This is a genomic window from Salmonella sp. 32082101201600294FB01SM01 (assembly GCF_017572865.1).
Lineage (GTDB): Bacteria > Pseudomonadota > Gammaproteobacteria > Enterobacterales > Enterobacteriaceae > Salmonella > Salmonella enterica.
In genome coordinates this window covers 513,203-536,798 of sequence record NZ_JAGESB010000002.1, presented here as the reverse complement: position 1 = coordinate 536,798, position 23,596 = coordinate 513,203, and the positions used below count along the sequence as shown (strand labels likewise).

Sequence of the window (23,596 nt, the reverse complement as noted above, 5' to 3'; positions counted from 1 at the left end):
ATGTAAGTTCCTCTCAATTAGACATAGAAGGTACGCTCAGCCAAATAACGCGTTGCGGAAAGTCGGCAGACAATCAGCACCTTGTCTCCTTTTTTAAATTCTTTTCCCGTTTCGGGTTCCAGCAGTAAATAGTGAATCTGGCCGAACTTATCGGTAAATTTTCCTTCGCAAGGTGTACCGGCGACGGCGGCGTGGCCGGTAATAATTGCCATGCCGCCGATAAATTCCTCTTCCCTGAGGGCGGAGCTTTCATCTCTGGGTAGCCAGGGCGCGAGGATTTTTCCGCTGTAATGCACGGCAAAGACCGACAGGACAATGCTCAACGGGACCAGCAGCAGATTGCTGAGCGGCGCTTGCCAGAGCATGATCCCGCCATGCTGGATGAGGATACCGAAGAGGCCGAAATAACCAGCCAATAGACAGAGGACGACCAGTGCGGGAACGCGTCCAATATTCAGATAATGAAGCGCCTGGCCCGCAGGGCCAGATGACAGGGCGTCATAATGATCGAGATGGGCGTCGAGCGTGCCTGAAAGAAAGTGGCCAAAAATCAGAGAAATCATCTCCAGCACGCCGATAAAGAAAACGAACGCGATGGCAAACAGATAGGGGCTGTTATACTCCGCAAATAAGGTCATATTTTCTATCCTTGTCGCCGCCTTCAGAAGGGTGTTCGCGTGATAATTTTCATGCTTGTTATTTCATTGCGTTACAATATCATGTGACCCATATCTCCTTAAGTCCGAAAAGCGATTTATCCGTCGCTATCTTTGGTGAATATTGTGATTTTGCGCATTAAATTTGCGCACGTTATGTATAAAACCGCCGTACATATAGGGAAATACTGAAATTAGAAAAAGCATATAGCCTTAACAGAATTCAATAACTGGAGGGTATGCTGATGAACAACAATAACGTCTATTCATTAAATAATTTCGATTTTCTGGCGCGCAGTTTTGCCAGAATGCAGGCGGAGGGGCGTCCTGTTGATATCCAGGCGGTAACCGGCAATATGGACGAGGAGCACCGCGACTGGTTTTGCAAGCGTTACGCGCTTTACTGCCAGCAGGCGACTCAGGCGAAAAGGTTAGAATTAGAACACTAATGCAGGCTCCCTTTACAGGTGCAGGGCATTATTCAGATCTTATATGAGCGGGCCGTCAGGCCCGTTCACGTTTTTACTCTTGTGGATCGACTGGCGGGATGGCGGGCGCAGGTTTTACTTCTTCAGGCTTGTCGCGAGCTTCCAGTTCGCTGAGGCGTTGCTCCAGCAGCGCCAGTTTTTCCCGGGTGCGCAGCAAGACCTGAGTCTGGACATCAAACTCTTCGCGGCTCACCAGATCGAGACGCGTCAGCTGAGATTGCAGCGTTTGACGGATTTTTTTCTCGATATCTTCCCCGAACTCGCGAATACCTTTCGGCATTGACTCATGAACCTGGCGTGCGATTTGCTCAATTTTTTTCGGGTCAATCATTGTGGTTTCCCTGAACTGGTAAGTGTTAGCTCTTATTGTAGTGCGATATGTGGACGCCATAAACCAGAATTGTGTGACGTCATACGGAGTAAAGGCGTTGATGAAGGTAATCAATAGCGTTATAGTTAACCCGCTTATTCTCAGGGCGGGGCGAAATTCCCCACCGGCGGTAAATCAGCGATGTTTAACGCATTTCTCATCACGGCGCGCCGTGACGGAACGCGGAGAGCAGGTTGAAAGCCCGCGAGCGCTTTTTGCCATAGCGAAAAGGTCAGCAGATCCGGTGTAATTCCGGGGCCGACGGTTAAAGTCCGGATGGGAGAGGGTAACGATCCAGTCGGGCATGGACCCGCTCACGTTATTTTTTTGCCGCTTGTCGGCACTCCTAAGACTGCCCTGATTCTGGTAACCATAATGTTAATGAGGTTTTTTTACCATGAATCAGACGCTACTTTCCTCTTTTGGTACGCCTTTTGAACGTGTTGAACTTGCACTGGATGCGCTGCGTGAAGGACGCGGTGTGATGGTGCTTGATGATGAAGATCGTGAAAACGAAGGCGATATGATTTTCCCCGCAGAGACGATGACCGTAGAACAGATGGCGTTAACCATTCGTCACGGTAGCGGTATTGTTTGCCTGTGCATTACTGAAGACCGTCGTAAGCAGCTCGACTTGCCAATGATGGTGGAAAACAACACCAGCGCCTACGGCACCGGTTTTACCGTGACCATTGAAGCCGCAGAAGGCGTGACCACCGGCGTTTCCGCCGCTGACCGTGTCACTACGGTGCGTGCGGCAATTAAGGATGGCGCAAAACCGTCCGATCTTAACCGTCCGGGGCACGTTTTCCCACTGCGCGCTCAGGCGGGCGGCGTGCTGACGCGCGGCGGTCATACGGAGGCGACCATCGATCTGATGACGCTGGCCGGTTTTAAACCTGCAGGTGTACTGTGCGAGTTGACTAACGACGATGGGACGATGGCGCGCGCGCCGGAGTGTATCGCGTTTGCAGGCCAGCATAATATGGCGGTGGTCACGATTGAAGATCTGGTGGCTTACCGCCAGGCACATGAGCGCAAAGCCAGCTGATCGAACGGATCATGGTTGAAAAAAGCCGATGAGATGTCATCGGCTTTTTTGTATTCCTTCGGTGCCATACTGTTCAGTTTCAAAGAACGACGAATAAGCTGAATGGTAAAATTATTGTGAGAAAAGCAGAGGCCTGAATGCAGACCTCTGCTTTGGTTTATCTATTCAGGTTATTTGCCTCTGGCCAGTTTCAATGCCCAGGCGCCGCTCATCACCAGCAGCAGAATCAGGCACAACCCAAAGGCCAACATACATGCCTGTGCCATGTTCATAAAGTGCCAGGGCGGAAGCAGATACCAGCCTTCAGACTGCTGGTAGAGATCGACAAACCACTGCTGTACGCTACTGAGCGTTACGCCATCAGGGACGATAGGCGCGTCATAACCGCAGTCTCCGGTAGGTTTAAACCACTCCGGTGCCCATTCCGCCAACGGTAAGTTGAAAGGAAAGGTCGGGTCAGTCGAACATCCTTGCACGCCAAAAAGTGAATCGGGGTCCGCATTATGTACCGCATGATGGATACCATTAAGCTTAATAGAAAACTTAATGCCCATAATGCTGCCATAAAACGCCGCGATGCAGCCAATCAGCTTCAGCACGATATTTTTGGGATTTATCGCCGCAATCACCCCGCCAATTACCATCACAAACATCGCGTAACGAATGTAAACACACTGTTCGCACGGCGCCATGTAGAGATAGATTTGGAAGAACGAGTGCGCCAGGATAATTAACCCTCCCATCGCGATGGCCATTAACAGCCACAGAAAGCGCTGTTCCTGCCATCTCACCAGCGTATCTACTGGTCTTGCGCGTAGGTCTCGCCATAATCCCTTAATAAAATCCATAATCGTTTCCCTGCTTATTTTTTAGTGGCCAGTTCCCGGACGAGTTCAGCCATAGAATCGATGGATTTGATGTTTTTGGTATAGATAAGGTACTTGCCGTTGACGACGTAAGCCGGAACACCCTGAATTTTGGCAACGTCATAGGCGGCTTTCCATTTTTCCAGAGTCTCCTGAACGGCAGGATCTTTCAGCGCCGCTTCAAAATCAGCCTGGCTCATGCCTGCGGCGTCCAGCCCGGTTTTAATAAATGCTGCCGGATCTTTCCCATCTGACCAGCGCTCTTTCTTATCATGGTAAGCCGCGTACCAGGCGAACTTCGCTTTTTTGAATTGTGATTTAGCATCAAATAACGAAATCCCGGCAGCTTTATCTTTGGCGATCAGGACTGCAAATACTTCGCTGGCCTGTTTGCCATATTCGCCTTTTGTTTCCAGGTGGAACGGGGTGAACGTAACAAGATCGGCTACTTTATCAGAAACCGGACCTGTTACGGCTTTGTCATATTTGTAGCAGAAAGGGCAGGCGTAGCTAAATACCTTAATCAGCGTTTTATCCGCATTAGGAATCGGTTTCTCCAGAACCATATAATCTGTGCCCTCGGTAAAAGCCGATGCTGCAAAAGGAGTGACCAATGCCGCGGTTAATACTACGCTTTTAAATAAAGAGGTAATCCATTTAGATGACATATTAATTCCTTCCCGTGATTTATTTAAACATTTGCGTTGGATGAACCAGTAACGCACGATAGTGAGTCTGGTTGGGCTTATCCGACAGCACATCAATTTCAACTTTCACTTCTTTCGTTTTATAGTCAATCTCATTCAGTTTGCCGACTGTTGGTTTACCAACGTCGAACAGGTTAATAGAACCGCCAAAGCCGAACATGGTGTCGCGGTCTTTTTGATATTCAACAACCGAGGTAATAGGACTATAGAAATCATATCCACGTTCTTTACCGTATTCCCAAACTTGTTGTACGGTGCCTTTCTTCTCATCGATCTTATATTCGACAAAACGGGAATATTTCATGGTCGGTAGAGCCGGTTGCTCCAGGCCGCGACCATCGCCGTTATCAAAGACCGTTAACGTGCCTTTGCTGGAAAGCCATGCCGTATGTTGGGTATAGGTGAAATCGAAATCGGTGTCCTTACACTTGCCGTTTTCGTCACAGGTCAACGGCTTACCATGATCGTCTACCGGTTTCAGCAATTTACTGGCTAGCTGCTTATTCCAGCCTTTAGACGGTGCCAGTATCCATTTCACCTGCTTATCGCGACCAATTTTTACAATACCCTGATGGCGGGAAGAAAGGATGATGGAGTCGTCTTTCGCGTCATAAGCGATAGAGTTGACGTGCGCCCAGTTACGACCGGCACCAACGCCAAGCGCATCGCCATACGGCGTATCCGGTTCGAGTTTCGCCTGCTGTCCGGCATGGGCCAGATCGACGTTCACGCATACTGCGCCCGCATCCAGCGCGCCGAGCAGCGCATCACGCATAGGGTCGAGGATTTTGGTTAAATCCCAAACGTCTACTACGCGGCCAGACTTATCGACCTCAATGATTTGGTCACGAATCGTATGAACATGTATGCCGTCTTCTTTGCGGTAATCGCGTTTGCCGACGCGCAGCAGTACGGTGCCGTTCACGGTTTCGATGGATTCATGAGACGCATCCAGGAACCCGCGCGGCAGTTTATGATCGGCAAGAATTTGCCCCATCATGTCAAACTCGTACCAGTGTTGGCCCTGCACCGCGGTAAAGGTGCCGCGAGGCGTTTCACGAATACCCATCAGATAGCCGCGTTTGTTGATATTCATATCGTGGCCGTCGTAGAAGGTATCTTGATCCAGCCACCAGCGATATTCACCCTGGGTGTCGACCACAAACGTATAAGGGGCGATATCGAAAGGCAAAGCCCCGCCCGCCGGACCGGCATCAAGAATGCCCGCATTTTTATCTTTTTCGCCGTGCCAGTGAAATTCAGCGCCCTGCGGCGTAAAGGTATGGGTATTTACCAGATAAAGGCGATCTTCAAATCCTGGCGCGACTTTAATAACTTTCGTTTGCTGGAGATCTGAAATAGAACGGTTATCCATATAATGGTTGACGATGGCGGACGTCTGCACCACATAGTCATCCTTCATGGCTTTGCCGTTTTCTTTATATTCTACCGTGACGTTGTTGGAAAATTTCTGATAAAGGCCAAAAATAGGAATACCGTCATAGGTTTCTAAAGACTCTTTCCCAACGGTATAAGTAACGGGAACGCCTTTTTCCCCTTTGCCATGTACAGTAACTTTAACGTCTGAAATAATATGGCTATCTAATTCCACCAGTGCGGTGAGAGGGGCATTACCGTAAGGATCGACAACGACTGCGCCTAATTTCCCTGCGGGCTGCGCCGGTTGAAAACCTGCGGCAAACGTACTGGCTGCGGTGAGTCCGCATGTCAGTGCGACGGCACCGGCAAGTATTGTTTTCCGGTATTGGTCAAACATGGATATATCTCCTTATATACAACTTCTAAATATAATACTTCTGAATATACTATGTTTTTATTAATGATAAATGAGGTAAATGATTGGTCTTTAAATATAAGTCATGATGCTATTACTTATTTTAAAGTATATTTTGTATCAATATTTTTTAATTGCCTGAGTGAGTCGATAGTAGGAGTGTGATATTTTAAGAACAATATAAATTAGTACGAAGTGTGATCTTATCGACATTGTTTTCTGCTTAATACCTCTTTCATTATTGTGTTTCACCACTGATTTATATGATCAAAATCATTTATTTGTTCCACAAATATGCCAGTATATGAATACGTCAAAATAAGGGTATGTAAAATTTTAACGTTAAATGTTTAGTGATGTTAAATTTTAAGGGTAAAAAGGATGTTTATTGCCTGGTATTGGATAATATTAATCGTTCTGGTGGTAGTAGGGTATATTTGCCATATGAAGCGTTATTGCAGAGCGTTTCGGCAAGACAGAGATGCATTACTTGAAGCGCGAACGAAACGTTTTCGCCAGACGAACGAAGGCGACAGCGTGATGAATGAGCAGAAATAGCGCATATCCTTGACGGGCAGCCGGATGTTGCCTGGCTAAAGGCCTGCATCCGGCGCGAGGTTTCTCTTAACCGATACCTATCGTCTGCAAAATGACGAGACTGAGCCCCATGATGGACATACCGCAAAGCACGCCATAGCTGGGGTTATTGTTAGGATCGATCTCTTTTGCCAGCGGCATCAGTTCATCGACGGAGAGCGCCACCATAATACCGGCGACTGCCGCCATGATAGCCGCCATAACGATTGGCGAAACCAGGCTGCCCAAAATCAGCCACGCCAGCACGCCGCCAAGAATTTCCGCCATGCCGGAGATACCGGCCCAAAAAATCGCGGTACGTTTTGAGCCCGTCGCGGCATAAACCGGACCGGCAACCGCCAGACCTTCAGGAATATTGTGCAACGCCACCGCCAGTGCGATGCCGAAACCCAGTTCAAGATTGCTGCTGGCAGTGACAAAGGTGGCGATCCCTTCCGGAAAGTTATGCAGGCTAATGCCGAGCGTCAATAAAATCGCAGTGCGTTTTATCGAGCCGGGAAGCGGCTGCTGCCTTTTTTGCACCAGATCCTGCGGATGAGCGTGAGGAAGCAGGCGATCCAGCCCGAAGTAGCCCAACAGGCCGATAATAAACATCCCGTAGCCCAGTACGGGCGACATTCCCTCGGTATCAAGCGCGGCGGGCAGCATCTCCATCAGCGAGATGAGCAGCATGATCCCTGCGGCGAAGCCCAGAGAAAAAGCCAGCACGCGATTAGACGGTTTTTGGCCGAGAACGCCAAGAAACGCGCCAATAAAGGTGGCGGCGCCCGCCAGTAAGGTCAGAATAAGTGGTACTGACATCCATTACTCCTTATCAATTTGCCGTCCGAACCTGACCTTCAAAATAACTGATGATCTTCATCATAGTTATCTGAGTTCTTCCTCTGTGAAGAAAGCGTATGGTGATGTTAACAAAATGTCTTTCCTGTAAGGATAACATCATGTCTTTAACGTGTATGCCAGCATTGTTTTTGGGGCATGGCAGCCCGATGAACGTGCTGGACGATAACGATTATACCCGCGCCTGGCGGCGATTGGGGGAAGCCCTGCCTCGACCACAGGCGATAGTGGTGGTGTCGGCGCACTGGTATACCCGCGGGACGGGCGTCACAGCGATGGAAAGGCCGCAAACTCTCCATGATTTTGGCGGTTTTCCGCAGGCGCTGTATGACACGCATTATCCGGCCCCTGGATCGCCTGCGCTGGCGCAGCGTTTGGTTGAACTGTTGGCTCCCGTTCCCGTCGCGCTCGATAAAGAGGCGTGGGGATTTGATCATGGCTCCTGGGGCGTATTGATCAAGATGTACCCGAATGCGGATATCCCGATGGTGCAGCTTAGTGTTGATAGTACCAAACCGGCGGCATGGCATTTTGAGGTGGGTCGTAAGCTGGCGACGCTGCGTGACGAAGGCGTGATGCTGGTGGCCAGCGGGAATGTGGTTCATAACCTGCGGACTGTGCGTTGGCACGGTGACAATATACCGTATCCCTGGGCGGCGTCATTTAATGACTTTGTGAAAGCCAATCTGACGTGGCAGGGGCCGGTGGAACAGCACCCGCTGGTGAATTATCTGCAACATGAAGGGGGGGCCTTATCGAACCCGACGCCGGAGCACTTTTTACCTTTGCTGTATGTACTTGGCGCCTGGGACGGCAAGGAACCTATCACCATCCCGGTCGACGGTATTGAGATGGGCAGTATAAGTATGTTGTCGGTGCAGGTGGGGTAGGCCGGATAAGGCGCGGAATGGTTGCCCGATGGCGCTACGCGCATCGGGCTTACAGGAGAATCTATCCTTCGACAAAAATATGCGGATAGAAGCGGGAGAGATCCTGGGTGATCAGCGCCCGATCTTCACGGATACCAATTCCGGCGGGCTGATCGTTAATCAGCCAGCTACCAATCAGGGTGTAACTGTCGCCGAATTTTGGCAGCGGATAGAACTGTTGCACGATCATACCCTCTTCGCCATACGGGCCTTCCACGGATTCGATCGTTTTACCGTTCTCAATAATCGATACGTTCGCCCCTTCGCGGGAGAAGATCGGTTTCACGACATATTTATCCATTGGTGGATGTTCGTCTTCGGCGAAATACGCAGGCAACAGATTCGGATGGTCCGGGAACATCTCCCACAACAGCGGCAATAACGCTTTATTGGAGATAATGCTTTTCCAGGCCGGTTCCAGCCAGCGCACGCCGGCATCTTCCAGCTTGGTGGAAAACATCTCGCGCAGCATAAATTCCCACGGATAGAGCTTGAACAGGTTCGCAATGACCTGATCCTGCAGATCCGTAAATTGGCCTTTTTCCCCCAGACCAATATCGTCGATATAGAGAAATTCGGTGGCGATTTCCGCTTCGGCCGCGCAATCCTGTAAATACTGAATGGTGCCGCGATCCTCAACCGTATCGCGACAGCAGGTGAGATGCAGCAACTGAAAACCGTACTGCTCGCGAAGTTCAGCAAAGCGTTCAATCAGCTTTTCCTGCAGGCTATTAAACTGATCGCTGCCTTCCGGCAGATTGCCCGCGTTGATCTGATCTTCCAGCCAAATCCACTGAAAAAACGCCGCTTCATACAGCGACGTTGGCGTGTCGGCATTATTTTCGAGCAGCTTAGGCTCGCCGATGCCGTCCCAGGCCAGATCGAGGCGGGAATAGAGCGACGGTTGTTGCGTTTGCCAGGACTGGCGAACAAAACCCCAGGTATGTTTTGGAATACGAAACTTCGTCATCAGCTCATCGCTGGCGATGACGCGTTCTACTACCTTGAGGCACATCTGGTGTAGCTCGGCGGTAACGTCTTCCAGTTTTTCCACCTGGGCGAGCGTTAACTTGTAATAAGCGTCTTCACACCAGTACGGTTCACCATACATAGTGTGAAAATTAAACCCGTATTCAGTCGCTTTATCGCGCCAGTCCGGGCGCTCGGTAATACTGACTCTTTCCATGCGTATCAGCCGCCCATCGAACGTGTTGAAGTACCGGCAGCGCTACGCTGCATGGTGCTCTGTTTGGCGACGGATTCGCCAAAACCGCCGCGGGTAACGGTTGTTGTGGTAGCAGGTTTCGGCGCCATCGCGGTTTTCGGTACGGTCATTGTCCGGCCCGGTTGCGCCGCGCCGTAGTTTTTACCTGCCGCATCGGTATATTTGCCGTATGCAGGGCTGGCCGGGTTTTTCGAGCTAAACAGCGGCTGTTGCGCAAAGCCTGCGCCGCCGCCCATCAGACGCCCCATCATGTAACCTGCCATAAGCGGCATCCAGAAACTGCCGCTGGATTGTTGGGCCTGCGCCTGATTTTCCGGCGCCATGCCAGCCTGTGCGGGCGCTTGCTGGCACTGACCTTCGCCAAACTCAGCGACGCAATCTTCGCGTGTAGCGTACTTAGGCGCAGTACGTTCGGCCTCTTTCAGCGCATTGTTATACGCGGTTGTACACTCCGCGCTTTTGCCCGGATTCGCCGCTGAACAGTCATCAGCGTTTTGATACAGCGATACGGTTTCATCGCTTTTTTCACAGCCAGCCAGCATAAAAACAGCCGTAACCGCCAGGGCGACCGGCGTTAAATGCCGCGCGCTCCAGCTTTTGCGAAATGATGCGTGATGGATGGATTTTGTCCGTTTCATATTTGTCTTCCAGGACCCAGTGGTAAATACAACATGCGTTCAGAATAGAGGATGACTGGTCGAAATTGAAGCGAGAAAAGGCGAGAATGCGGCGGAATAGCAGGATCTTTACGTTGTCTTACGTTCAGGCGCGGCTTTATGACAGGTAGCGCCGCGCTTACCAGACCTACAAGGGCACAGGTCTGATAAGCGCAGCGCCAGCGAATAACTTATCAATGCCGGAATGGATTGCCGTTATTGCTGTTGGCGCGAGCGGCGGTCGGCTGTACTGCCGGCGCAGCGCTATGGGCATTATAACCGTCTGCGGCAGCATCCTGCTCTGGCGTTTCCGGCGCTACGCTTTCCGGCGACGTCGGGATAGGTTTACCCAACGTACTGTTAAGCGCGAGCAGATCCTGCTCGTTCAGCGTACCGAGCGCATATTTGATATTTAACTGATTAATCAAATAGGTATAACGCGCGTTGGCCAGTTGCTGCTTGGCATCATACAGAGTGGTGGTGGCATCCAGTACGTCAACAATGGTACGTGTACCGACCGAGTAACCGGCTTCCATTGCATCCAAAGAACTTTGCGCGGAAACGACTGCCTGTTTATACGCGTTGATGCTGCTGATGGAGGCGTTAATATTGTTAAAGGAAGAACGTACGGTCTGCACCACGCTACGGTGCGCGCTTTCCAGCTGTTCGCTTGCGCCGACGAAGTTATACTGCGCCTGTTTTACCTGCGAGTTAACCATCCCGCCTTGATACAGCGGCAGGGAGAAGTTCAGGCCGATTTTATTCTGCCCCATGTTGCTATCGTCGTACTGGGCGGAGTTGGTTTTAGAACCGCTATAAGAGGTATCAGAAATGCCGGTTGAGGCCGTTAAATTCAGCGTCGGCAGATGGCCATCCTGCGCCTGACGGATTTGTTCGCGCGCCAGATCCTGACTTAAACGCGCCTGCAACAGCGACAGGTTACGGTTTTCCGCTTCCTTCAGCAGCGCATTAACAGCTTTGGGTTTGTCGGTTTTAAAATGCTCGACGTTAAGCGACGCCAGCTCCGGGTAATAATTGCCGGTTACCTGGCGCAGCTCTTCTACCGCGTTATCCAGGTTGTTGCGGGCGGTCACTTCATTCGCCAGTACGGTATCATATTGCGCACGGGCGTTTTGCACGTCGGTAATGGCGACCAGACCCACGTTAAAACGTTGCGTCGTTTGATCTAACTGACGGTAGATAGCCTCTTTTTGTGCCTGGGTATAGGAAAGCACATCAATAGCGTTCAATACCTTAAAATACGCGTTCGCGGTATTGAGGATCAGCGTCTGCTGATCGGTCTGATAGGTGACATCCTGAATGCCTGCTGCTTTTTCTTGCAGGGTGAGCCCACGCCATTTCGACATATCAAATAACGTCTGCGTTAATTGCAGGGAAGCGCTGGTTTCATTGGAGTTGATACCGTTCGCATCGCGATAACCGTTGCTGTAGGTGTAGTCGGCACCTAAACCCAGTTGCGGCAGTAAAGGACTACGCGCTTCGTTAATTTTTTCGAATGCAGCATCGCGATCGGCAGCGGATTTACGCAATTCCGGGTTGCTCAGGCGTGCTTGCTGATAAACTTGCATCAGGTTCTCTGCCTGGCTTAGTGTGCTGAACCCCGACAGGCTCAGGCCGATAAGGATGGGGAGCAATTTCTTCATTTGCATTCCTTGTTGTGAAGCAGTATTTAGCGCTGATCAATTTGTAAAAATAATTGCTGATTCTAGCAGAATCCGCCACTGCAAAAAGTTGGCGTTACGTGCCATACGAGCCTTAATTGGCACCAATTTACCACAAGGGTGATAAAACAGCAGTCAACCACCCTTGAAATTCATCATTTAATCATTATTGCTAGCAGGGCAGCACAATGCGTAAATCAGACAACTTGCCAGTTACTTTCACCAAAAGCGATGTAGAAATTATTGCACGGGAAACGCGCTATCGCGGTTTTTTTTCATTGGATGTGTATCGATTCCGCCATCGTTTATTCAACGGAGAAATGAGTGGCGAGGTAAAGCGCGAAATTTTTGAGCGCGGGCACGCCGCCGTCTTGCTACCCTTTGACCCTGAACGCGACGAGGTGGTGCTGGTCGAACAGATTCGTATTGCCGCGTATGACACAAGCGTTACGCCGTGGCTGCTGGAGATGGTCGCCGGCATGATAGAAGAAGGCGAAACCATTGAGGCGGTCGCCCGGCGAGAGGCGATGGAAGAAGCGGGGCTGACCGTAGGCCGCACCCGACCGGTCATCAGTTACCTGGCGAGTCCAGGAGGAACCAGCGAGCGCTCATCTATTCTGGTGGGTGAAGTGGACGCCACGACCGCGGCAGGTATTCATGGTCTGGCGGATGAAAACGAAGATATTCGGGTTCATGTGGTAAGCCGGGAACAGGCATACCAGTGGGTAGAAGAGGGGAAAATCGACAACGCAGCCGCAGTCATCGCTTTGCAATGGCTTCAGTTGCATCATCAAGAGTTAAAAAACGAGTGGAAAAAATGAAGCGTTATACACCTGACTTCCCAGAAATGATGCGTTTGTGCGAAACCAATTTTTCGCAATTGCGCCGCCTGCTGCCGCGCAATGACGCCCCCGGTGAAACGGTGAGCTATCAGGTGGGTAACGTACAATATCGGTTAACGATTGTGGAATCGACCCGATACACTACGCTTGTAACGATCGAGCAAACGGCGCCAGCCATCACCTACTGGAGCCTGCCGTCGCTGACGGTGCGCCTCTACCATGATGCGATGGTGGCTGAAGTGTGTTCAAGCCAGCAGATCTTTCGCTTCAAAGCGCGGTATGATTATCCAAATAAAAAGTTGCATCAACGCGACGAAAAGCATCAAATTAATCAGTTTCTGGCCGACTGGCTACGATTCTGTTTAGCACATGGAGCGATGGCGATTCCGGTTTATTAGCGTCGTGAAACCTAAGGACACCATTTGGAAAGCCTGTTAACCCTACCTCTGGCTGGTGAGGCCCGAGTCAGGATTTTACAAATTACAGATACTCACCTGTTTGCCGAAAAGCATGAAACGCTGTTAGGCGTCAATACCTGGGAAAGTTACCAGGCTGTGCTGGAGGCTATTCGGGCGCAACAGTATGAATATGATCTGATCGTGGCCACCGGCGATCTGGCGCAGGATCAATCCGCTGCGGCTTATCAGCATTTTGCTGAGGGTATCGCAAGCTTTCGCGCGCCTTGCGTTTGGCTACCGGGCAATCATGATTTTCAGCCGGCAATGTACAGCGCGCTGCAAGAGGCGGGGATTTCCCCGGCTAAACGCGTGTTAATCGGTGAACAATGGCAGATTTTGTTGCTGGATAGCCAGGTGTTTGGCGTTCCGCATGGCGAACTGAGCGAGTTCCAACTGGAATGGCTTGAGCGTAAGCTCGCCGATGCGCCAGAGAGACAGACATTGCTCCTTTTGCACCATCATCCGTTGCCGGCAGGGTGCAGTTGGTTGGATCAGCACAGCTTGCGTAATGCCGGTGAGCTGGATAGCGTGCTGGCGAATTTCCCGCGTGTAAAATATCTGTTATGCGGACATATTCACCAGGAGCTGGATCTTGACTGGAACGGTCGCCGTCTGTTGGCGTCGCCGTCAACCTGCGTACAGTTCAAACCACACTGCGCGAACTTTACGCTGGATACTATCGCGCCGGGCTGGCGTACGCTGGAGCTCCGGGCGAACGGCGTCCTGGAGACGGAAGTGCATCGCCTGCAGGATACCCGGTTCCGACCCGATACCGCTTCGGAAGGATACTGATGTCTACGCTTCTCTATTTGCACGGATTCAACAGTTCCCCTCGCTCGGCAAAAGCGTGCCAGCTAAAAAACTGGCTGGCGGAGCGTCATCCGCATGTTGAGATGATCGTCCCTCAACTCCCGCCGTATCCTGCCGATGCGGCGGAGTTGCTGGAATCTCTCGTGCTTGAGCATGGCGGTGCGCCATTAGGGCTGGTAGGATCGTCGCTGGGTGGTTATTACGCCACCTGGCTGTCGCAATGTTTTATGCTGCCGGCTGTGGTGGTGAATCCCGCCGTGCGGCCCTTTGAATTACTGACCGACTATCTCGGTCAGAACGAGAACCCCTACACCGGGCAGCAATATGTGCTAGAGTCTCGCCATATTTATGATCTTAAAGTCATGCAGATTGACCCGCTGGAAGCGCCGGACCTGATCTGGCTACTGCAACAGACGGGCGATGAAGTGCTGGATTACCGCCAGGCGGTGGCATATTACGCCTCCTGCCGTCAGACAGTGACCGAGGGTGGTAATCACGCATTCACGGGCTTCGAAGATTATTTCAACCAGATTGTCGATTTTCTTGGACTGCACAGTTGCTGACAATCAATTCGAATTGCTAATTAAACCATGACGCAAACTTATAACGCTGATGCCATTGAGGTACTCACTGGGCTTGAGCCGGTACGCCGCCGCCCGGGGATGTACACCGATACGACCCGCCCCAACCATTTGGGTCAGGAAGTGATTGATAATAGTGTGGATGAAGCACTCGCAGGTCACGCCAAACGCGTGGATGTCATTTTACATGCCGATCAATCGCTGGAAGTGATTGACGACGGACGCGGGATGCCGGTGGATATCCATCCGGAAGAGGGGGTTCCGGCGGTAGAACTGATCCTCTGTCGGCTTCATGCCGGCGGTAAATTCTCCAATAAGAACTATCAGTTCTCTGGTGGTCTGCATGGGGTGGGGATTTCGGTCGTGAATGCCCTGTCAAAGCGCGTGGAAGTGACCGTGCGCCGCGACGGTCAGGTCTATAACATCGCGTTTGAAAACGGCGAAAAAGTGCAGGATTTGCAGGTTGTCGGCACCTGCGGTAAACGTAATACTGGCACCAGCGTCCATTTCTGGCCCGACGAAAGTTTCTTCGACAGCCCGCGTTTTTCTGTCTCTCGCTTAATGCACGTTCTGAAAGCAAAAGCGGTGCTGTGTCCCGGCGTGGAAATCACTTTTAAAGATGAAGTGAATAACAGCGAGCAGCGCTGGTGCTACCAGGATGGCCTGAACGACTATCTGGGCGAAGCGGTAAACGGCCTGCCGACGCTGCCGGAAAAACCGTTTATCGGTAATTTTAACGGTGAAACGGAAGCGGTTGACTGGGCGCTATTGTGGCTGCCGGAAGGCGGCGAATTACTGACGGAAAGCTACGTCAACCTGATCCCGACCATGCAGGGGGGGACGCACGTCAACGGTCTGCGCCAGGGCCTGCTCGACGCGATGCGCGAATTTTGCGAATACCGCAATATTCTGCCGCGCGGCGTCAAACTGTCGGCGGAAGATATCTGGGATCGCTGCGCTTATGTGCTCTCCGTGAAAATGCAGGACCCGCAATTTGCCGGGCAGACTAAAGAGCGTCTGTCGTCGCGTCAATGTGCGGCATTTGTTTCCGGCGTGGTGAAAGATGCCTTCAGCCTGTGGCTGAACCAGAACGTGCAGGCGGCGGAACAACTGGCAGAGATGGCGATTGCCAGCGCGCAGCGGCGACTGCGCGCCGCAAAAAAAGTGGTGCGCAAAAAGCTCACCAGCGGTCCGGCGTTGCCGGGGAAACTGGCGGACTGTACCGCGCAGGATCTTAATCGGACCGAGTTGTTCCTTGTCGAAGGGGATTCGGCGGGCGGTTCCGCCAAGCAGGCGCGCGATCGCGAATATCAGGCGATCATGCCGCTCAAAGGTAAGATCCTTAACACCTGGGAAGTCTCTTCCGATGAAGTGCTGGCCTCGCAAGAGGTGCATGATATCTCCGTGGCGATCGGTATCGATCCGGACAGCGACGATCTGAGTCAGCTGCGCTACGGCAAGATCTGTATCCTGGCGGATGCGGACTCCGATGGTTTGCATATCGCTACTCTGCTTTGCGCGCTGTTTGTCAGACATTTCCGCGCGCTGGTGAAGAATGGTCATGTCTACGTCGCGCTACCGCCGCTATACCGTATCGATTTGGGTAAAGAGGTCTATTACGCGCTGACGGAAGAAGAGAAGGCGGGCGTACTGGAACAACTGAAGCGTAAGAAAGGCAAGCCGAACGTACAGCGTTTCAAAGGCCTGGGTGAAATGAACCCGATGCAGTTACGCGAAACCACGCTTGATCCAAATACTCGCCGCCTGGTGCAGCTCACCATTAGCGATGAAGACGATCAGCGTACTAATGCGATGATGGATATGCTGCTGGCGAAGAAACGTTCTGAAGATCGACGCAACTGGCTACAGGAAAAAGGCGATCTCGCGGATCTCGACGTGTAACGGTTGTTGCACGCTTTATCCGGTCTGCATGCCGCAGGCCGGATAAGCGAATCCGACATGACGCCGCAGCCTGATGGCGACACTTGCGCATCGCATCAGGGCGACGTCAGACGAGGGTAATAACTTAAACGCCGGATTCCAGAATACGAATATTCATTTCCAGCACATCGTCTTTTACCGCGTCGCTGTAGGCTTTCATATGCGGGGTTTGCAGATGCGCCTCAAGGTGCGCAACGCTTTCCCACTGTTCAATCATCACGATCGAGTCAGGCGCCAAAGTCTGAAAACTCACGCCCGCGGCATGATCCACCATCGGCGCGTAACCGTGGCACCCCTCTTCTTTAAGAACGGTTGGAATAATTTTCGCAAACTGGTCGAGGACGGCCTGACGGTGATGTTGGCCCGGACGCGTGCGAATTTCGGCAATGACGGTAAGCATGGTTAACTCCTTCTAATTCCAGGATGACCAGTTAAGCAAAAATTTCGCTCAGATGCTTGCGATATTCTGCGGTATAGCGCGGAACATCCGGCATTTTAATCACGTCGTTGGCAATAAACGTTGGCAGCGCGTCCATGCCCAGGAACTGGTTGGCTTTATGGAAGGGCAGATAGACGCCATCTACGCCTACGCCGTGGAAAAACTGATCTTTTTCGGTAAATGCTTCCATCGGCGCGTTCCACGTCAGTGACAGCATATATTTTTTCCCCTGCACCAGACCGCCGGAACCGTACTTTTTAGCGGCATCGGAACGCGTGCGGCCATCGCTGGCATAGAGCGTGCCGTGACCTTCGGTAAAGACATCATCCATATATTTTTTTACTGTCCATGGCGCGCCCATCCACCAGCCTGGCATCTGCCAAATCACCACGTCAGCCCAGACGAAATTCTGCACCTCTTCTTTAATGTCATAGTCGCTGTCGGCGCGGACGATCTTAACCTGATGACCCAGATCGCGCAGAAGCCCATCGGCAACTTCGGTCAGGGTGTCATTCAACTGGCCGTTGGAGTGCGCGAATTTTTTCGCCCCGTTGATAATCAGGATGTTACTCATTTTGTGTCCTCAAGAAATGCGTTTGCTGCTGATTCTACGCTGACGGGCGGTGCGGTGAAATTAGCAAAATGTGCAAAGTCTTTTGCGTTTTTGGCAAAAATCTCTGCTACCAGCGTACTACGGCCTCAAATCCACCTTCCGCGGCGTTGCCAAACGACACCGTCATGCCGTGCAGCGTAGCGATGCGGCGGACGATTGATAATCCCAGACCGCTGCCGGTCACACTTTGGCCAGGCGGGCGGTAAAAACGCTCGCCGATATGCGTCAGAATCTCTGGCGCTACGCCAGGGCCATTATCTCTGACGGTGAAGCTGCGGGCATGTAAGGTAACGTCGACGACGCTGCCCTGCGGACTGTAGCGAATCGCATTATCCAGCAGGTTACGCACTAACAGGCTTAAGAGTAGCGGCTGGCCGGTACGTATGACGTCATGGGCGTTAAGCTGTAAACGCACGTCGATATTCGCCTGCTGCGCCGGATGATAAATATCCATTACCGCGGACTGCAGCAGCTCTTCCAGCGAAATCTCCGCCACATCCTGCAAATTATTGAGCGAGTCGAGGCGCGATAATGTCAGTAGCTGATCGACCAGCCGCGTGGCGCGATCGATCCCCGCATGGAGCTGGGTCAGCGCTTTATCGCGTGAGAGCGGATCGTCGCCCGAGAGCTGCGCCACCTCGGTTTGTACTTTCAGCGCGGCCAGCGGGCTGCGCAATTCATGGGCAGCGTCGGAGGTAAATCGCCGTTCGCGCACCATCATGGAGTGGATGCGGCTAAAAAGCTGATTAAGCGCTTCGACCAGTGGGCGAACCTCGCTCGGTACGCCTTTGGCGTCGAGCGGCGTTTCCGATTCCGGCGACCGGAAGCGCAGCGCCTGCGCCAGTTTTTTCAACGGTCTGAGCTCGCGGTGAAGCAGGAGTAATAAAATCAGTAGCATGAAGGGAAGGGCGAGCAGCCACGGCGTTAATTGCGCCGCCACGATCGCCAGCGCCATATCTTCGCGGTAATCCCACTCCTGACCGACGACGATACGATACTTACCGTCCGCCGAGTTCAACCACAAAAAACGCCAGAGGTCGTTGTCATCCTTCAGATAGCCATTGTCGAAACCTTCCCGGCGATAGCGATACGGAATATCCTGGCCGTTGTCGCCATCATGCAGCAACATTTTGCCGTCAGCGGAAAAGATGGCGAATGCCAGCGCATCGTCATCGATATGCCCATGTTTTAATTTCTTTGGCGTATGCGCCATGCGCTGCGGGGCGTTGATCTCGTTAAGATCGAGGGTGCTAAGCCGTCTGGCGAACAACATCAACTGTGTGTCAAACAGCTCGTCGACATTATCCGTCGTCTTTCTCCAGGCCACAAAACTGGAAATTGCCCAAGTGATGGAGACCAGAATCAGAAAAATAAGCGTCAGCCTGACGCGCAGGCTGAGACGTTGCGTCAATTTCATGCGTCACCCAGGGTATAGCCGATGCCGTGTACGGTGCGAATAAATTCGCTGCCGAGCTTGCGGCGTAAATGATGAACATGGACTTCCACTGCATTGCTGGACACGTCGTCATCCCAGTTATACAGCTTCTCTTCAATAAGCTTGCGCGGCAGCACGCGACCTTTGTTGCGCAGTAAGAGTTCCAGCAACGCGAACTCTTTTGGTTTTAAGGCCAGCGGTTCGCCGGCAAGCGTCGCGACGAGATTGCCTGGATTGAGCGTCACCTGGCCGTGGCGCAATTCGCTACTGGCCTGACCGCTGGCGCGGCGTACCAGCGCCTCCAGACGGGCGGCGACCTCAATGAGCGCGAAAGGTTTACATAAATAGTCATCGGCGCCCAGACGTAGCCCCTCGACGCGCTCTGCTAACGCGTCGCGCGCCGTCAGGATCAGTACCGGTTCCTGTTTACCCTTTTCGCGCCATTCGCGCAAAATATCCCGTCCGTCCATTCCTGGCAGCGTCAAATCTAAAATAACCGCATCATAAGGCGCGCTGTAAAGCGCCTCTTTGCCCGGACGTCCCTCGGTAAACCAGTCGACGCTGAAACCCATTTTACTCAGGCCCGCTTTTATGCCATCGCCAATAAGTGTGTCATCTTCTACCAGTAAAATTCGCATCTGTTCTTCCTTGCGGTAACTCGCGTTGCCGTCAGTTAACCTTGTCGCCGCAGGCGATGTACAGAAAAAAAGATTCTTTTTTTGCCTTAAGAAGTTGTTAAGGATTACCTTATTAAATGGATCTGAAACGACATGAAAGGGAAAAGTAATCATGAAAAAATTAGCTGCAATCGTTGCCGTTATGGCACTGTGTTCTACCCCGGTTCTGGCGGCTCAGCAGGGCGGTTTCTCCGGCCCGTCGGCAACGCAAACGCAAGGCGGCGGATTTGTCGGCCCGAACGGCAGCAGCACGACGGTAGAGAGCGCTAAATCGCTGCGTGACGATGCGTGGGTAACGCTGCGCGGGAATATCGTCGAGCGCATTTCCGACGACCTGTATGTGTTTAAAGATGCGACCGGTACTATCAATGTGGATATTGACCACAAGCGCTGGAACGGCCTGACCGTAACCCCGCAGGATACCGTTGAAATTCAGGGCGAAGTGGATAAAGACTGGAACTCTGTCGAAATCGACGTAAAACAGATCTCTAAAGTTGCCAAATAAACTCCATCAGGGCCGCGCTCGCGGCCCTTTTCTTTGTGACTCAACGCGCCAGATAGGGTAGTATCTGCGGCAATATTGCCTGAGAGATACCGGGTATTATTCGGGCTAACAGTTGAGGAATCACAATCAATGAGCGATATGGCAGAGCGCCTTGCGCTACATGAATTTACGGAAAACGCCTACTTAAACTACTCCATGTACGTGATCATGGATCGTGCGTTGCCGTTTATTGGCGACGGCCTGAAGCCGGTACAGCGTCGCATCGTCTATGCGATGTCAGAGCTGGGGCTGAACGCCAGCGCTAAATTTAAAAAATCCGCCCGTACCGTCGGTGACGTACTGGGTAAGTATCATCCGCACGGCGACAGCGCCTGCTATGAAGCCATGGTGCTGATGGCGCAGCCGTTCTCTTACCGTTACCCGCTGGTCGACGGGCAGGGAAACTGGGGCGCGCCGGATGATCCGAAGTCATTCGCGGCAATGCGTTATACCGAATCTCGCCTGTCCAAATACGCCGAGCTGCTGTTAAGCGAACTCGGCCAGGGGACGGCGGACTGGGTGCCAAACTTCGACGGCACGATGCAGGAACCGAAAATGTTACCGGCGCGTCTGCCGAACATCCTGCTGAACGGCACCACCGGTATTGCGGTGGGCATGGCAACAGATATTCCGCCGCATAACCTGCGCGAAGTCGCGAAAGCGGCGATTACGCTGATTGAGCAGCCGAAAACGACGCTGGATCAGTTGCTGGATATCGTCCAGGGGCCGGATTACCCGACCGAAGCGGAGATCATTACCCCACGTGCGGAAATTCGTAAAATTTACGAAAACGGGCGGGGCTCTGTGCGTATGCGCGCGGTATGGACCAAAGAAGACGGCGCCGTGGTAATTTCCGCGCTGCCGCATCAGGTGTCTGGCGCGAAAGTGCTGGAGCAGATTGCTGCGCAGATGCGTAATAAAAAACTGCCGATGGTGGACGACCTGCGCGATGAATCGGATCACGAAAACCCGACGCGTTTAGTGATTGTCCCGCGCTCCAACCGTGTGGATATGGAACAGGTGATGAACCATCTGTTCGCCACCACCGATCTGGAAAAAAGCTACCGTATTAACCTGAACATGATCGGTCTGGATGGTCGTCCGGCGGTGAAAAACCTGCTGGAGATCCTCACCGAGTGGCTGGTGTTCCGCCGCGACACGGTGCGTCGTCGTCTGAACTATCGTCTGGAGAAAGTGCTTAAGCGCCTGCATATCCTCGAAGGTCTGCTGGTGGCGTTTCTCAACATCGACGAAGTGATTGAGATTATCCGTAACGAGGATGAGCCGAAACCCGCGCTGATGTCGCGTTTCGGCATCAGCGAAACCCAGGCGGAAGCGATTCTCGAACTGAAACTGCGTCATCTCGCCAAACTGGAAGAGATGAAAATTCGCGGTGAGCAGGACGAGCTGGAAAAAGAGCGGGACCAGTTGCAGGGCATTCTCGCGTCCGAACGCAAAATGAATACCTTGCTGAAAAAAGAGCTACAGGCAGATTCCGATGCCTATGGCGACGATCGCCGTTCTCCGCTGCGTGAGCGCGAAGAAGCTAAAGCGATGAGCGAACACGATATGCTGCCGTCCGAACCGGTGACTATCGTGCTGTCGCAGATGGGCTGGGTGCGCAGCGCCAAAGGTCATGATATTGATGCGCCGGGGCTTAACTATAAAGCGGGCGACAGCTTTAAAGCCGCGGTGAAAGGTAAGAGCAATCAACCGGTGGTGTTTATTGATACCACCGGTCGCAGCTATGCTATTGATCCCATTACGCTTCCGTCGGCGCGCGGGCAGGGCGAACCGCTGACCGGCAAACTCACGCTGCCGCCGGGGGCGACCGTAGAGCATATGCTGATGGAAGGCGATGACCAGAAACTGCTGATGGCGTCGGATGCGGGCTATGGCTTCGTTTGTACGTTTAACGATCTGGTTGCCCGTAACCGTGCCGGTAAAGCGTTGATTACACTGCCGGAAAATGCGCACGTCATGCCGCCGCTGGTGATTGAAGACGAGCACGATATGCTGCTGGCGATTACCCAGGCCGGACGGATGTTGATGTTCCCGGTTGACTCTCTGCCGCAGCTGTCGAAAGGCAAAGGGAATAAGATCATTAATATCCCCTCTGCGGAAGCGGCGAAAGGCGATGATGGACTGGCGCACCTGTACGTGCTGCCGCCACAAAGCACTCTGACTATCCATGTCGGGAAGCGCAAAATCAAACTGCGCCCTGAAGAGTTACAAAAGGTGGTCGGCGAACGCGGACGCCGTGGCACATTAATGCGCGGCCTGCAGCGTATCGATCGCATTGAGATTGATTCACCGCATCGCGTAAGTCATGGCGACAGCGAAGAGTAAGACAGGGGCACCCGTAGGCCGGACAAGGCATTTAAGCCGCCATCCAGCGCTCTGCCGTTGCCGGATGACGACGCAGTAGCGTCTTATCCGGCCTACGGTTTCAGATCGGATTAACATTAAAATTTCCCGTAAAACCGTTGTTTATTCGTGCATTGCGATTAACAATACGTTTTTCCAGAGAGCCACACTTACCAAAATCCTAACCTGAATTTCAGGTGACGTAGAATGCCGGGCTCTTAGGCCTTCAGAGGTTGTTATGCTATATATTTTTCGTCTTATTGTTACCGTTATTTACTCCATTCTGGTCTGTGTTTTCGGTTCTATTTACTGCCTTTTCAGCCCACGTAACCCAAAACACGTGGCGACGTTTGGACATATGTTCGGTCGTTTGGCCCCGCTGTTTGGCCTGAAAGTGGAGTGCCGCAAACCCGCCGACGCGGAAAGCTATGGCAATGCTATCTATATCGCTAACCACCAGAATAATTATGATATGGTCACGGCGTCGAATATTGTGCAGCCGCCAACGGTGACGGTGGGGAAAAAAAGCCTGCTTTGGATCCCGTTTTTTGGGCAACTGTACTGGCTGACCGGTAATCTGTTGATTGACCGTAATAACCGCGCCAAAGCGCATAGCACCATTGCGGCAGTGGTTAACCATTTTAAAAAGCGCCGTATTTCTATCTGGATGTTCCCTGAAGGTACGCGTAGCCGGGGACGCGGTCTGCTGCCGTTTAAAACCGGCGCGTTTCATGCGGCTATCGCGGCTGGTGTGCCGATCATTCCTGTCTGCGTTTCCAACACCTCTAACAAAGTCAATCTAAACCGCCTGAACAACGGACTGGTTATTGTGGAAATGCTGCCGCCAGTCGACGTCAGCGAATATGGTAAAGATCAGGTTCGCGAGCTGGCGGCCCACTGCCGTGCGTTAATGGAGCAAAAAATCGCGGAACTTGATAAAGAGGTTGCGGAACGTGAAGCGACCGGTAAGGTTTAAGCAGCCTTACTCTGTTATTGTAGAAATCATTTTTTCAGGCACAACTCTTTA

Annotated in this window: 25 protein-coding genes and 1 riboswitch; of the genes, 12 read left to right on the top strand and 13 right to left on the bottom strand. The window is 52.3% G+C overall.

From position 1 onward, the window contains the following. Positions 1-17 precede the first annotated feature (17 nt). Positions 18-638 carry an OB-fold-containig protein gene (locus J4645_RS12345; protein ID WP_023214427.1) on the bottom strand — a complete coding sequence of 207 codons (621 nt, stop codon included), beginning with the start codon at positions 636-638 and terminating at the stop codon, positions 18-20. Between the two features lie 257 nt (positions 639-895). Between J4645_RS12345 and glgS the strand changes: the two genes are divergently transcribed. After that, positions 896-1,105, top strand: coding sequence for a cell surface composition regulator GlgS (gene glgS, locus J4645_RS12340; protein WP_000928927.1), 210 nt, complete (start codon positions 896-898; stop codon positions 1,103-1,105). Positions 1,106-1,178: 73 nt separating this feature from the next. Here glgS and ubiK read toward each other — a convergent pair whose 3' ends face one another. Further along, the gene (gene ubiK, locus J4645_RS12335; protein WP_000566824.1) at positions 1,179-1,475 is read right to left on the bottom strand and encodes a ubiquinone biosynthesis accessory factor UbiK; all 297 of its coding nucleotides are present in this window, start codon (positions 1,473-1,475) and stop codon (positions 1,179-1,181) included. A 132-nt stretch (positions 1,476-1,607) separates the two neighbouring features. Beyond that, positions 1,608-1,806, top strand: a riboswitch (FMN riboswitch). 105 nt (positions 1,807-1,911) lie between these two features. On the opposite strand from ubiK, the gene ribB reads away from it, so the two are divergent. Continuing rightward, positions 1,912-2,565 carry a 3,4-dihydroxy-2-butanone-4-phosphate synthase gene (gene ribB, locus J4645_RS12330; protein WP_001076978.1) on the top strand — a complete coding sequence of 218 codons (654 nt, stop codon included), beginning with the start codon at positions 1,912-1,914 and terminating at the stop codon, positions 2,563-2,565. 170 nt (positions 2,566-2,735) lie between these two features. Here the strand turns inward: ribB and dsbI are convergent, their stop codons facing one another. From dsbI to J4645_RS12315, 3 genes are read right to left on the bottom strand one after another with little or no spacing between them, the layout of a single operon-like run. Beyond that, a complete protein-coding gene (gene dsbI, locus J4645_RS12325) occupies positions 2,736-3,413 on the bottom strand; it encodes a protein-disulfide oxidoreductase DsbI (RefSeq protein WP_000345576.1) in 678 nt (225 codons plus the stop codon). A gap of 14 nt (positions 3,414-3,427) precedes the next feature. After that, positions 3,428-4,099 carry a thiol:disulfide interchange protein DsbA/DsbL gene (locus tag J4645_RS12320; RefSeq protein WP_000096230.1) on the bottom strand — a complete coding sequence of 224 codons (672 nt, stop codon included), beginning with the start codon at positions 4,097-4,099 and terminating at the stop codon, positions 3,428-3,430. 19 nt (positions 4,100-4,118) lie between these two features. After that, entirely contained in the window at positions 4,119-5,915 is a 1,797-nt protein-coding gene (locus J4645_RS12315) for an aryl-sulfate sulfotransferase (RefSeq protein ID WP_023214426.1), read from the bottom strand. Positions 5,916-6,314: 399 nt separating this feature from the next. Here J4645_RS12315 and J4645_RS22350 point away from each other — a divergent pair, with 399 nt between their 5' ends. Then, entirely contained in the window at positions 6,315-6,491 is a 177-nt protein-coding gene (locus J4645_RS22350; RefSeq protein ID WP_000469257.1) for a hypothetical protein, read from the top strand. A 66-nt stretch (positions 6,492-6,557) separates the two neighbouring features. Here J4645_RS22350 and zupT read toward each other — a convergent pair whose 3' ends face one another. After that, positions 6,558-7,331 carry a zinc transporter ZupT gene (gene zupT, locus J4645_RS12310; RefSeq protein ID WP_000115874.1) on the bottom strand — a complete coding sequence of 258 codons (774 nt, stop codon included), beginning with the start codon at positions 7,329-7,331 and terminating at the stop codon, positions 6,558-6,560. A 140-nt stretch (positions 7,332-7,471) separates the two neighbouring features. On the opposite strand from zupT, the gene ygiD reads away from it, so the two are divergent. Further along, positions 7,472-8,260 carry a 4,5-DOPA dioxygenase extradiol gene (ygiD, locus tag J4645_RS12305; protein ID WP_001520560.1) on the top strand — a complete coding sequence of 263 codons (789 nt, stop codon included), beginning with the start codon at positions 7,472-7,474 and terminating at the stop codon, positions 8,258-8,260. A 61-nt stretch (positions 8,261-8,321) separates the two neighbouring features. Here ygiD and J4645_RS12300 read toward each other — a convergent pair whose 3' ends face one another. The 3 genes from J4645_RS12300 to tolC form a co-directional block, all read right to left on the bottom strand. Further along, positions 8,322-9,485, bottom strand: coding sequence for a glutathionylspermidine synthase family protein (locus tag J4645_RS12300; protein ID WP_000442833.1), 1,164 nt, complete (start codon positions 9,483-9,485; stop codon positions 8,322-8,324). 5 nt (positions 9,486-9,490) lie between these two features. Continuing rightward, on the bottom strand, positions 9,491-10,162 hold the full coding sequence (locus J4645_RS12295) for a DUF1190 family protein (protein WP_000831528.1): 672 nt from the start codon (positions 10,160-10,162) through the stop codon (positions 9,491-9,493). A gap of 212 nt (positions 10,163-10,374) precedes the next feature. Further along, on the bottom strand, positions 10,375-11,850 hold the full coding sequence (gene tolC / locus J4645_RS12290) for an outer membrane channel protein TolC (protein WP_001663008.1): 1,476 nt from the start codon (positions 11,848-11,850) through the stop codon (positions 10,375-10,377). Between the two features lie 200 nt (positions 11,851-12,050). Between tolC and nudF the strand changes: the two genes are divergently transcribed. From nudF to parE, 5 genes are read left to right on the top strand one after another with little or no spacing between them, the layout of a single operon-like run. Then, positions 12,051-12,683, top strand: a complete 633-nt coding sequence (gene nudF, locus J4645_RS12285; RefSeq protein WP_001231950.1) for an ADP-ribose diphosphatase — start codon at positions 12,051-12,053, stop codon at positions 12,681-12,683. Further along, the gene (locus J4645_RS12280; protein ID WP_000833404.1) at positions 12,680-13,102 is read left to right on the top strand and encodes a DUF1249 family protein; all 423 of its coding nucleotides are present in this window, start codon (positions 12,680-12,682) and stop codon (positions 13,100-13,102) included. Before nudF ends, J4645_RS12280 begins: the two co-directional genes overlap by 4 nt. A 24-nt stretch (positions 13,103-13,126) precedes the next feature. Beyond that, positions 13,127-13,954 carry a 3',5'-cyclic-AMP phosphodiesterase gene (gene cpdA, locus J4645_RS12275; RefSeq protein ID WP_000444735.1) on the top strand — a complete coding sequence of 276 codons (828 nt, stop codon included), beginning with the start codon at positions 13,127-13,129 and terminating at the stop codon, positions 13,952-13,954. Further along, positions 13,954-14,535, top strand: a complete 582-nt coding sequence (gene yqiA / locus J4645_RS12270) for an esterase YqiA (protein WP_000105725.1) — start codon at positions 13,954-13,956, stop codon at positions 14,533-14,535. The genes cpdA and yqiA overlap by 1 nt, the downstream gene beginning before the upstream one ends. Before the next feature lie 27 nt (positions 14,536-14,562). Continuing rightward, a complete protein-coding gene (gene parE / locus J4645_RS12265; RefSeq protein ID WP_000195318.1) occupies positions 14,563-16,455 on the top strand; it encodes a DNA topoisomerase IV subunit B in 1,893 nt (630 codons plus the stop codon). Positions 16,456-16,579: 124 nt separating this feature from the next. Here the strand turns inward: parE and J4645_RS12260 are convergent, their stop codons facing one another. The 4 genes from J4645_RS12260 to qseB form a co-directional block, all read right to left on the bottom strand. Next, the gene (locus tag J4645_RS12260; RefSeq protein ID WP_000958587.1) at positions 16,580-16,894 is read right to left on the bottom strand and encodes a putative quinol monooxygenase; all 315 of its coding nucleotides are present in this window, start codon (positions 16,892-16,894) and stop codon (positions 16,580-16,582) included. A 31-nt stretch (positions 16,895-16,925) separates the two neighbouring features. Further along, positions 16,926-17,507 carry an NAD(P)H-dependent oxidoreductase gene (locus J4645_RS12255; protein ID WP_000065416.1) on the bottom strand — a complete coding sequence of 194 codons (582 nt, stop codon included), beginning with the start codon at positions 17,505-17,507 and terminating at the stop codon, positions 16,926-16,928. 106 nt (positions 17,508-17,613) lie between these two features. Then, a complete protein-coding gene (qseC, locus tag J4645_RS12250) occupies positions 17,614-18,963 on the bottom strand; it encodes a quorum sensing histidine kinase QseC (RefSeq protein ID WP_000779332.1) in 1,350 nt (449 codons plus the stop codon). After that, positions 18,960-19,619 (bottom strand): quorum sensing response regulator transcription factor QseB, encoded by a 660-nt coding sequence (gene qseB, locus J4645_RS12245; RefSeq protein WP_001221574.1) that lies wholly within the window; start codon positions 19,617-19,619, stop codon positions 18,960-18,962. The genes qseC and qseB overlap by 4 nt, the downstream gene beginning before the upstream one ends. Before the next feature lie 151 nt (positions 19,620-19,770). On the opposite strand from qseB, the gene J4645_RS12240 reads away from it, so the two are divergent. The 3 genes from J4645_RS12240 to plsC all read left to right on the top strand — a co-directional run bounded on the left by J4645_RS12240 (position 19,771) and on the right by plsC (position 23,545). Further along, complete coding sequence (locus J4645_RS12240) at positions 19,771-20,163, top strand: YgiW/YdeI family stress tolerance OB fold protein (protein WP_000731553.1); 393 nt, start codon at positions 19,771-19,773, stop codon at positions 20,161-20,163. A gap of 129 nt (positions 20,164-20,292) precedes the next feature. After that, positions 20,293-22,551 carry a DNA topoisomerase IV subunit A gene (gene parC, locus J4645_RS12235; RefSeq protein ID WP_001281857.1) on the top strand — a complete coding sequence of 753 codons (2,259 nt, stop codon included), beginning with the start codon at positions 20,293-20,295 and terminating at the stop codon, positions 22,549-22,551. Positions 22,552-22,807: 256 nt separating this feature from the next. Beyond that, the gene (plsC, locus tag J4645_RS12230) at positions 22,808-23,545 is read left to right on the top strand and encodes a 1-acylglycerol-3-phosphate O-acyltransferase (RefSeq protein WP_000965733.1); all 738 of its coding nucleotides are present in this window, start codon (positions 22,808-22,810) and stop codon (positions 23,543-23,545) included. Positions 23,546-23,596: the final 51 nt, after the last annotated feature.

Coding starts and splice junctions, on each gene's coding strand:
- J4645_RS12345 (WP_023214427.1), bottom strand. CDS start 638: ATGACCTTATTTGCGGAGTATAACAGCCCCTATCTGTTTGCCATCGCG.
- glgS (WP_000928927.1), top strand. CDS start 896: ATGCTGATGAACAACAATAACGTCTATTCATTAAATAATTTCGATTTT.
- ubiK (WP_000566824.1), bottom strand. CDS start 1,475: ATGATTGACCCGAAAAAAATTGAGCAAATCGCACGCCAGGTTCATGAG.
- ribB (WP_001076978.1), top strand. CDS start 1,912: ATGAATCAGACGCTACTTTCCTCTTTTGGTACGCCTTTTGAACGTGTT.
- dsbI (WP_000345576.1), bottom strand. CDS start 3,413: ATGGATTTTATTAAGGGATTATGGCGAGACCTACGCGCAAGACCAGTA.
- J4645_RS12320 (WP_000096230.1), bottom strand. CDS start 4,099: ATGTCATCTAAATGGATTACCTCTTTATTTAAAAGCGTAGTATTAACC.
- J4645_RS12315 (WP_023214426.1), bottom strand. CDS start 5,915: ATGTTTGACCAATACCGGAAAACAATACTTGCCGGTGCCGTCGCACTG.
- J4645_RS22350 (WP_000469257.1), top strand. CDS start 6,315: ATGTTTATTGCCTGGTATTGGATAATATTAATCGTTCTGGTGGTAGTA.
- zupT (WP_000115874.1), bottom strand. CDS start 7,331: ATGTCAGTACCACTTATTCTGACCTTACTGGCGGGCGCCGCCACCTTT.
- ygiD (WP_001520560.1), top strand. CDS start 7,472: ATGTCTTTAACGTGTATGCCAGCATTGTTTTTGGGGCATGGCAGCCCG.
- J4645_RS12300 (WP_000442833.1), bottom strand. CDS start 9,485: ATGGAAAGAGTCAGTATTACCGAGCGCCCGGACTGGCGCGATAAAGCG.
- J4645_RS12295 (WP_000831528.1), bottom strand. CDS start 10,162: ATGAAACGGACAAAATCCATCCATCACGCATCATTTCGCAAAAGCTGG.
- tolC (WP_001663008.1), bottom strand. CDS start 11,850: ATGCAAATGAAGAAATTGCTCCCCATCCTTATCGGCCTGAGCCTGTCG.
- nudF (WP_001231950.1), top strand. CDS start 12,051: ATGCGTAAATCAGACAACTTGCCAGTTACTTTCACCAAAAGCGATGTA.
- J4645_RS12280 (WP_000833404.1), top strand. CDS start 12,680: ATGAAGCGTTATACACCTGACTTCCCAGAAATGATGCGTTTGTGCGAA.
- yqiA (WP_000105725.1), top strand. CDS start 13,954: ATGTCTACGCTTCTCTATTTGCACGGATTCAACAGTTCCCCTCGCTCG.
- parE (WP_000195318.1), top strand. CDS start 14,563: ATGACGCAAACTTATAACGCTGATGCCATTGAGGTACTCACTGGGCTT.
- J4645_RS12260 (WP_000958587.1), bottom strand. CDS start 16,894: ATGCTTACCGTCATTGCCGAAATTCGCACGCGTCCGGGCCAACATCAC.
- J4645_RS12255 (WP_000065416.1), bottom strand. CDS start 17,507: ATGAGTAACATCCTGATTATCAACGGGGCGAAAAAATTCGCGCACTCC.
- qseC (WP_000779332.1), bottom strand. CDS start 18,963: ATGAAATTGACGCAACGTCTCAGCCTGCGCGTCAGGCTGACGCTTATT.
- qseB (WP_001221574.1), bottom strand. CDS start 19,619: ATGCGAATTTTACTGGTAGAAGATGACACACTTATTGGCGATGGCATA.
- J4645_RS12240 (WP_000731553.1), top strand. CDS start 19,771: ATGAAAAAATTAGCTGCAATCGTTGCCGTTATGGCACTGTGTTCTACC.
- parC (WP_001281857.1), top strand. CDS start 20,293: ATGAGCGATATGGCAGAGCGCCTTGCGCTACATGAATTTACGGAAAAC.
- plsC (WP_000965733.1), top strand. CDS start 22,808: ATGCTATATATTTTTCGTCTTATTGTTACCGTTATTTACTCCATTCTG.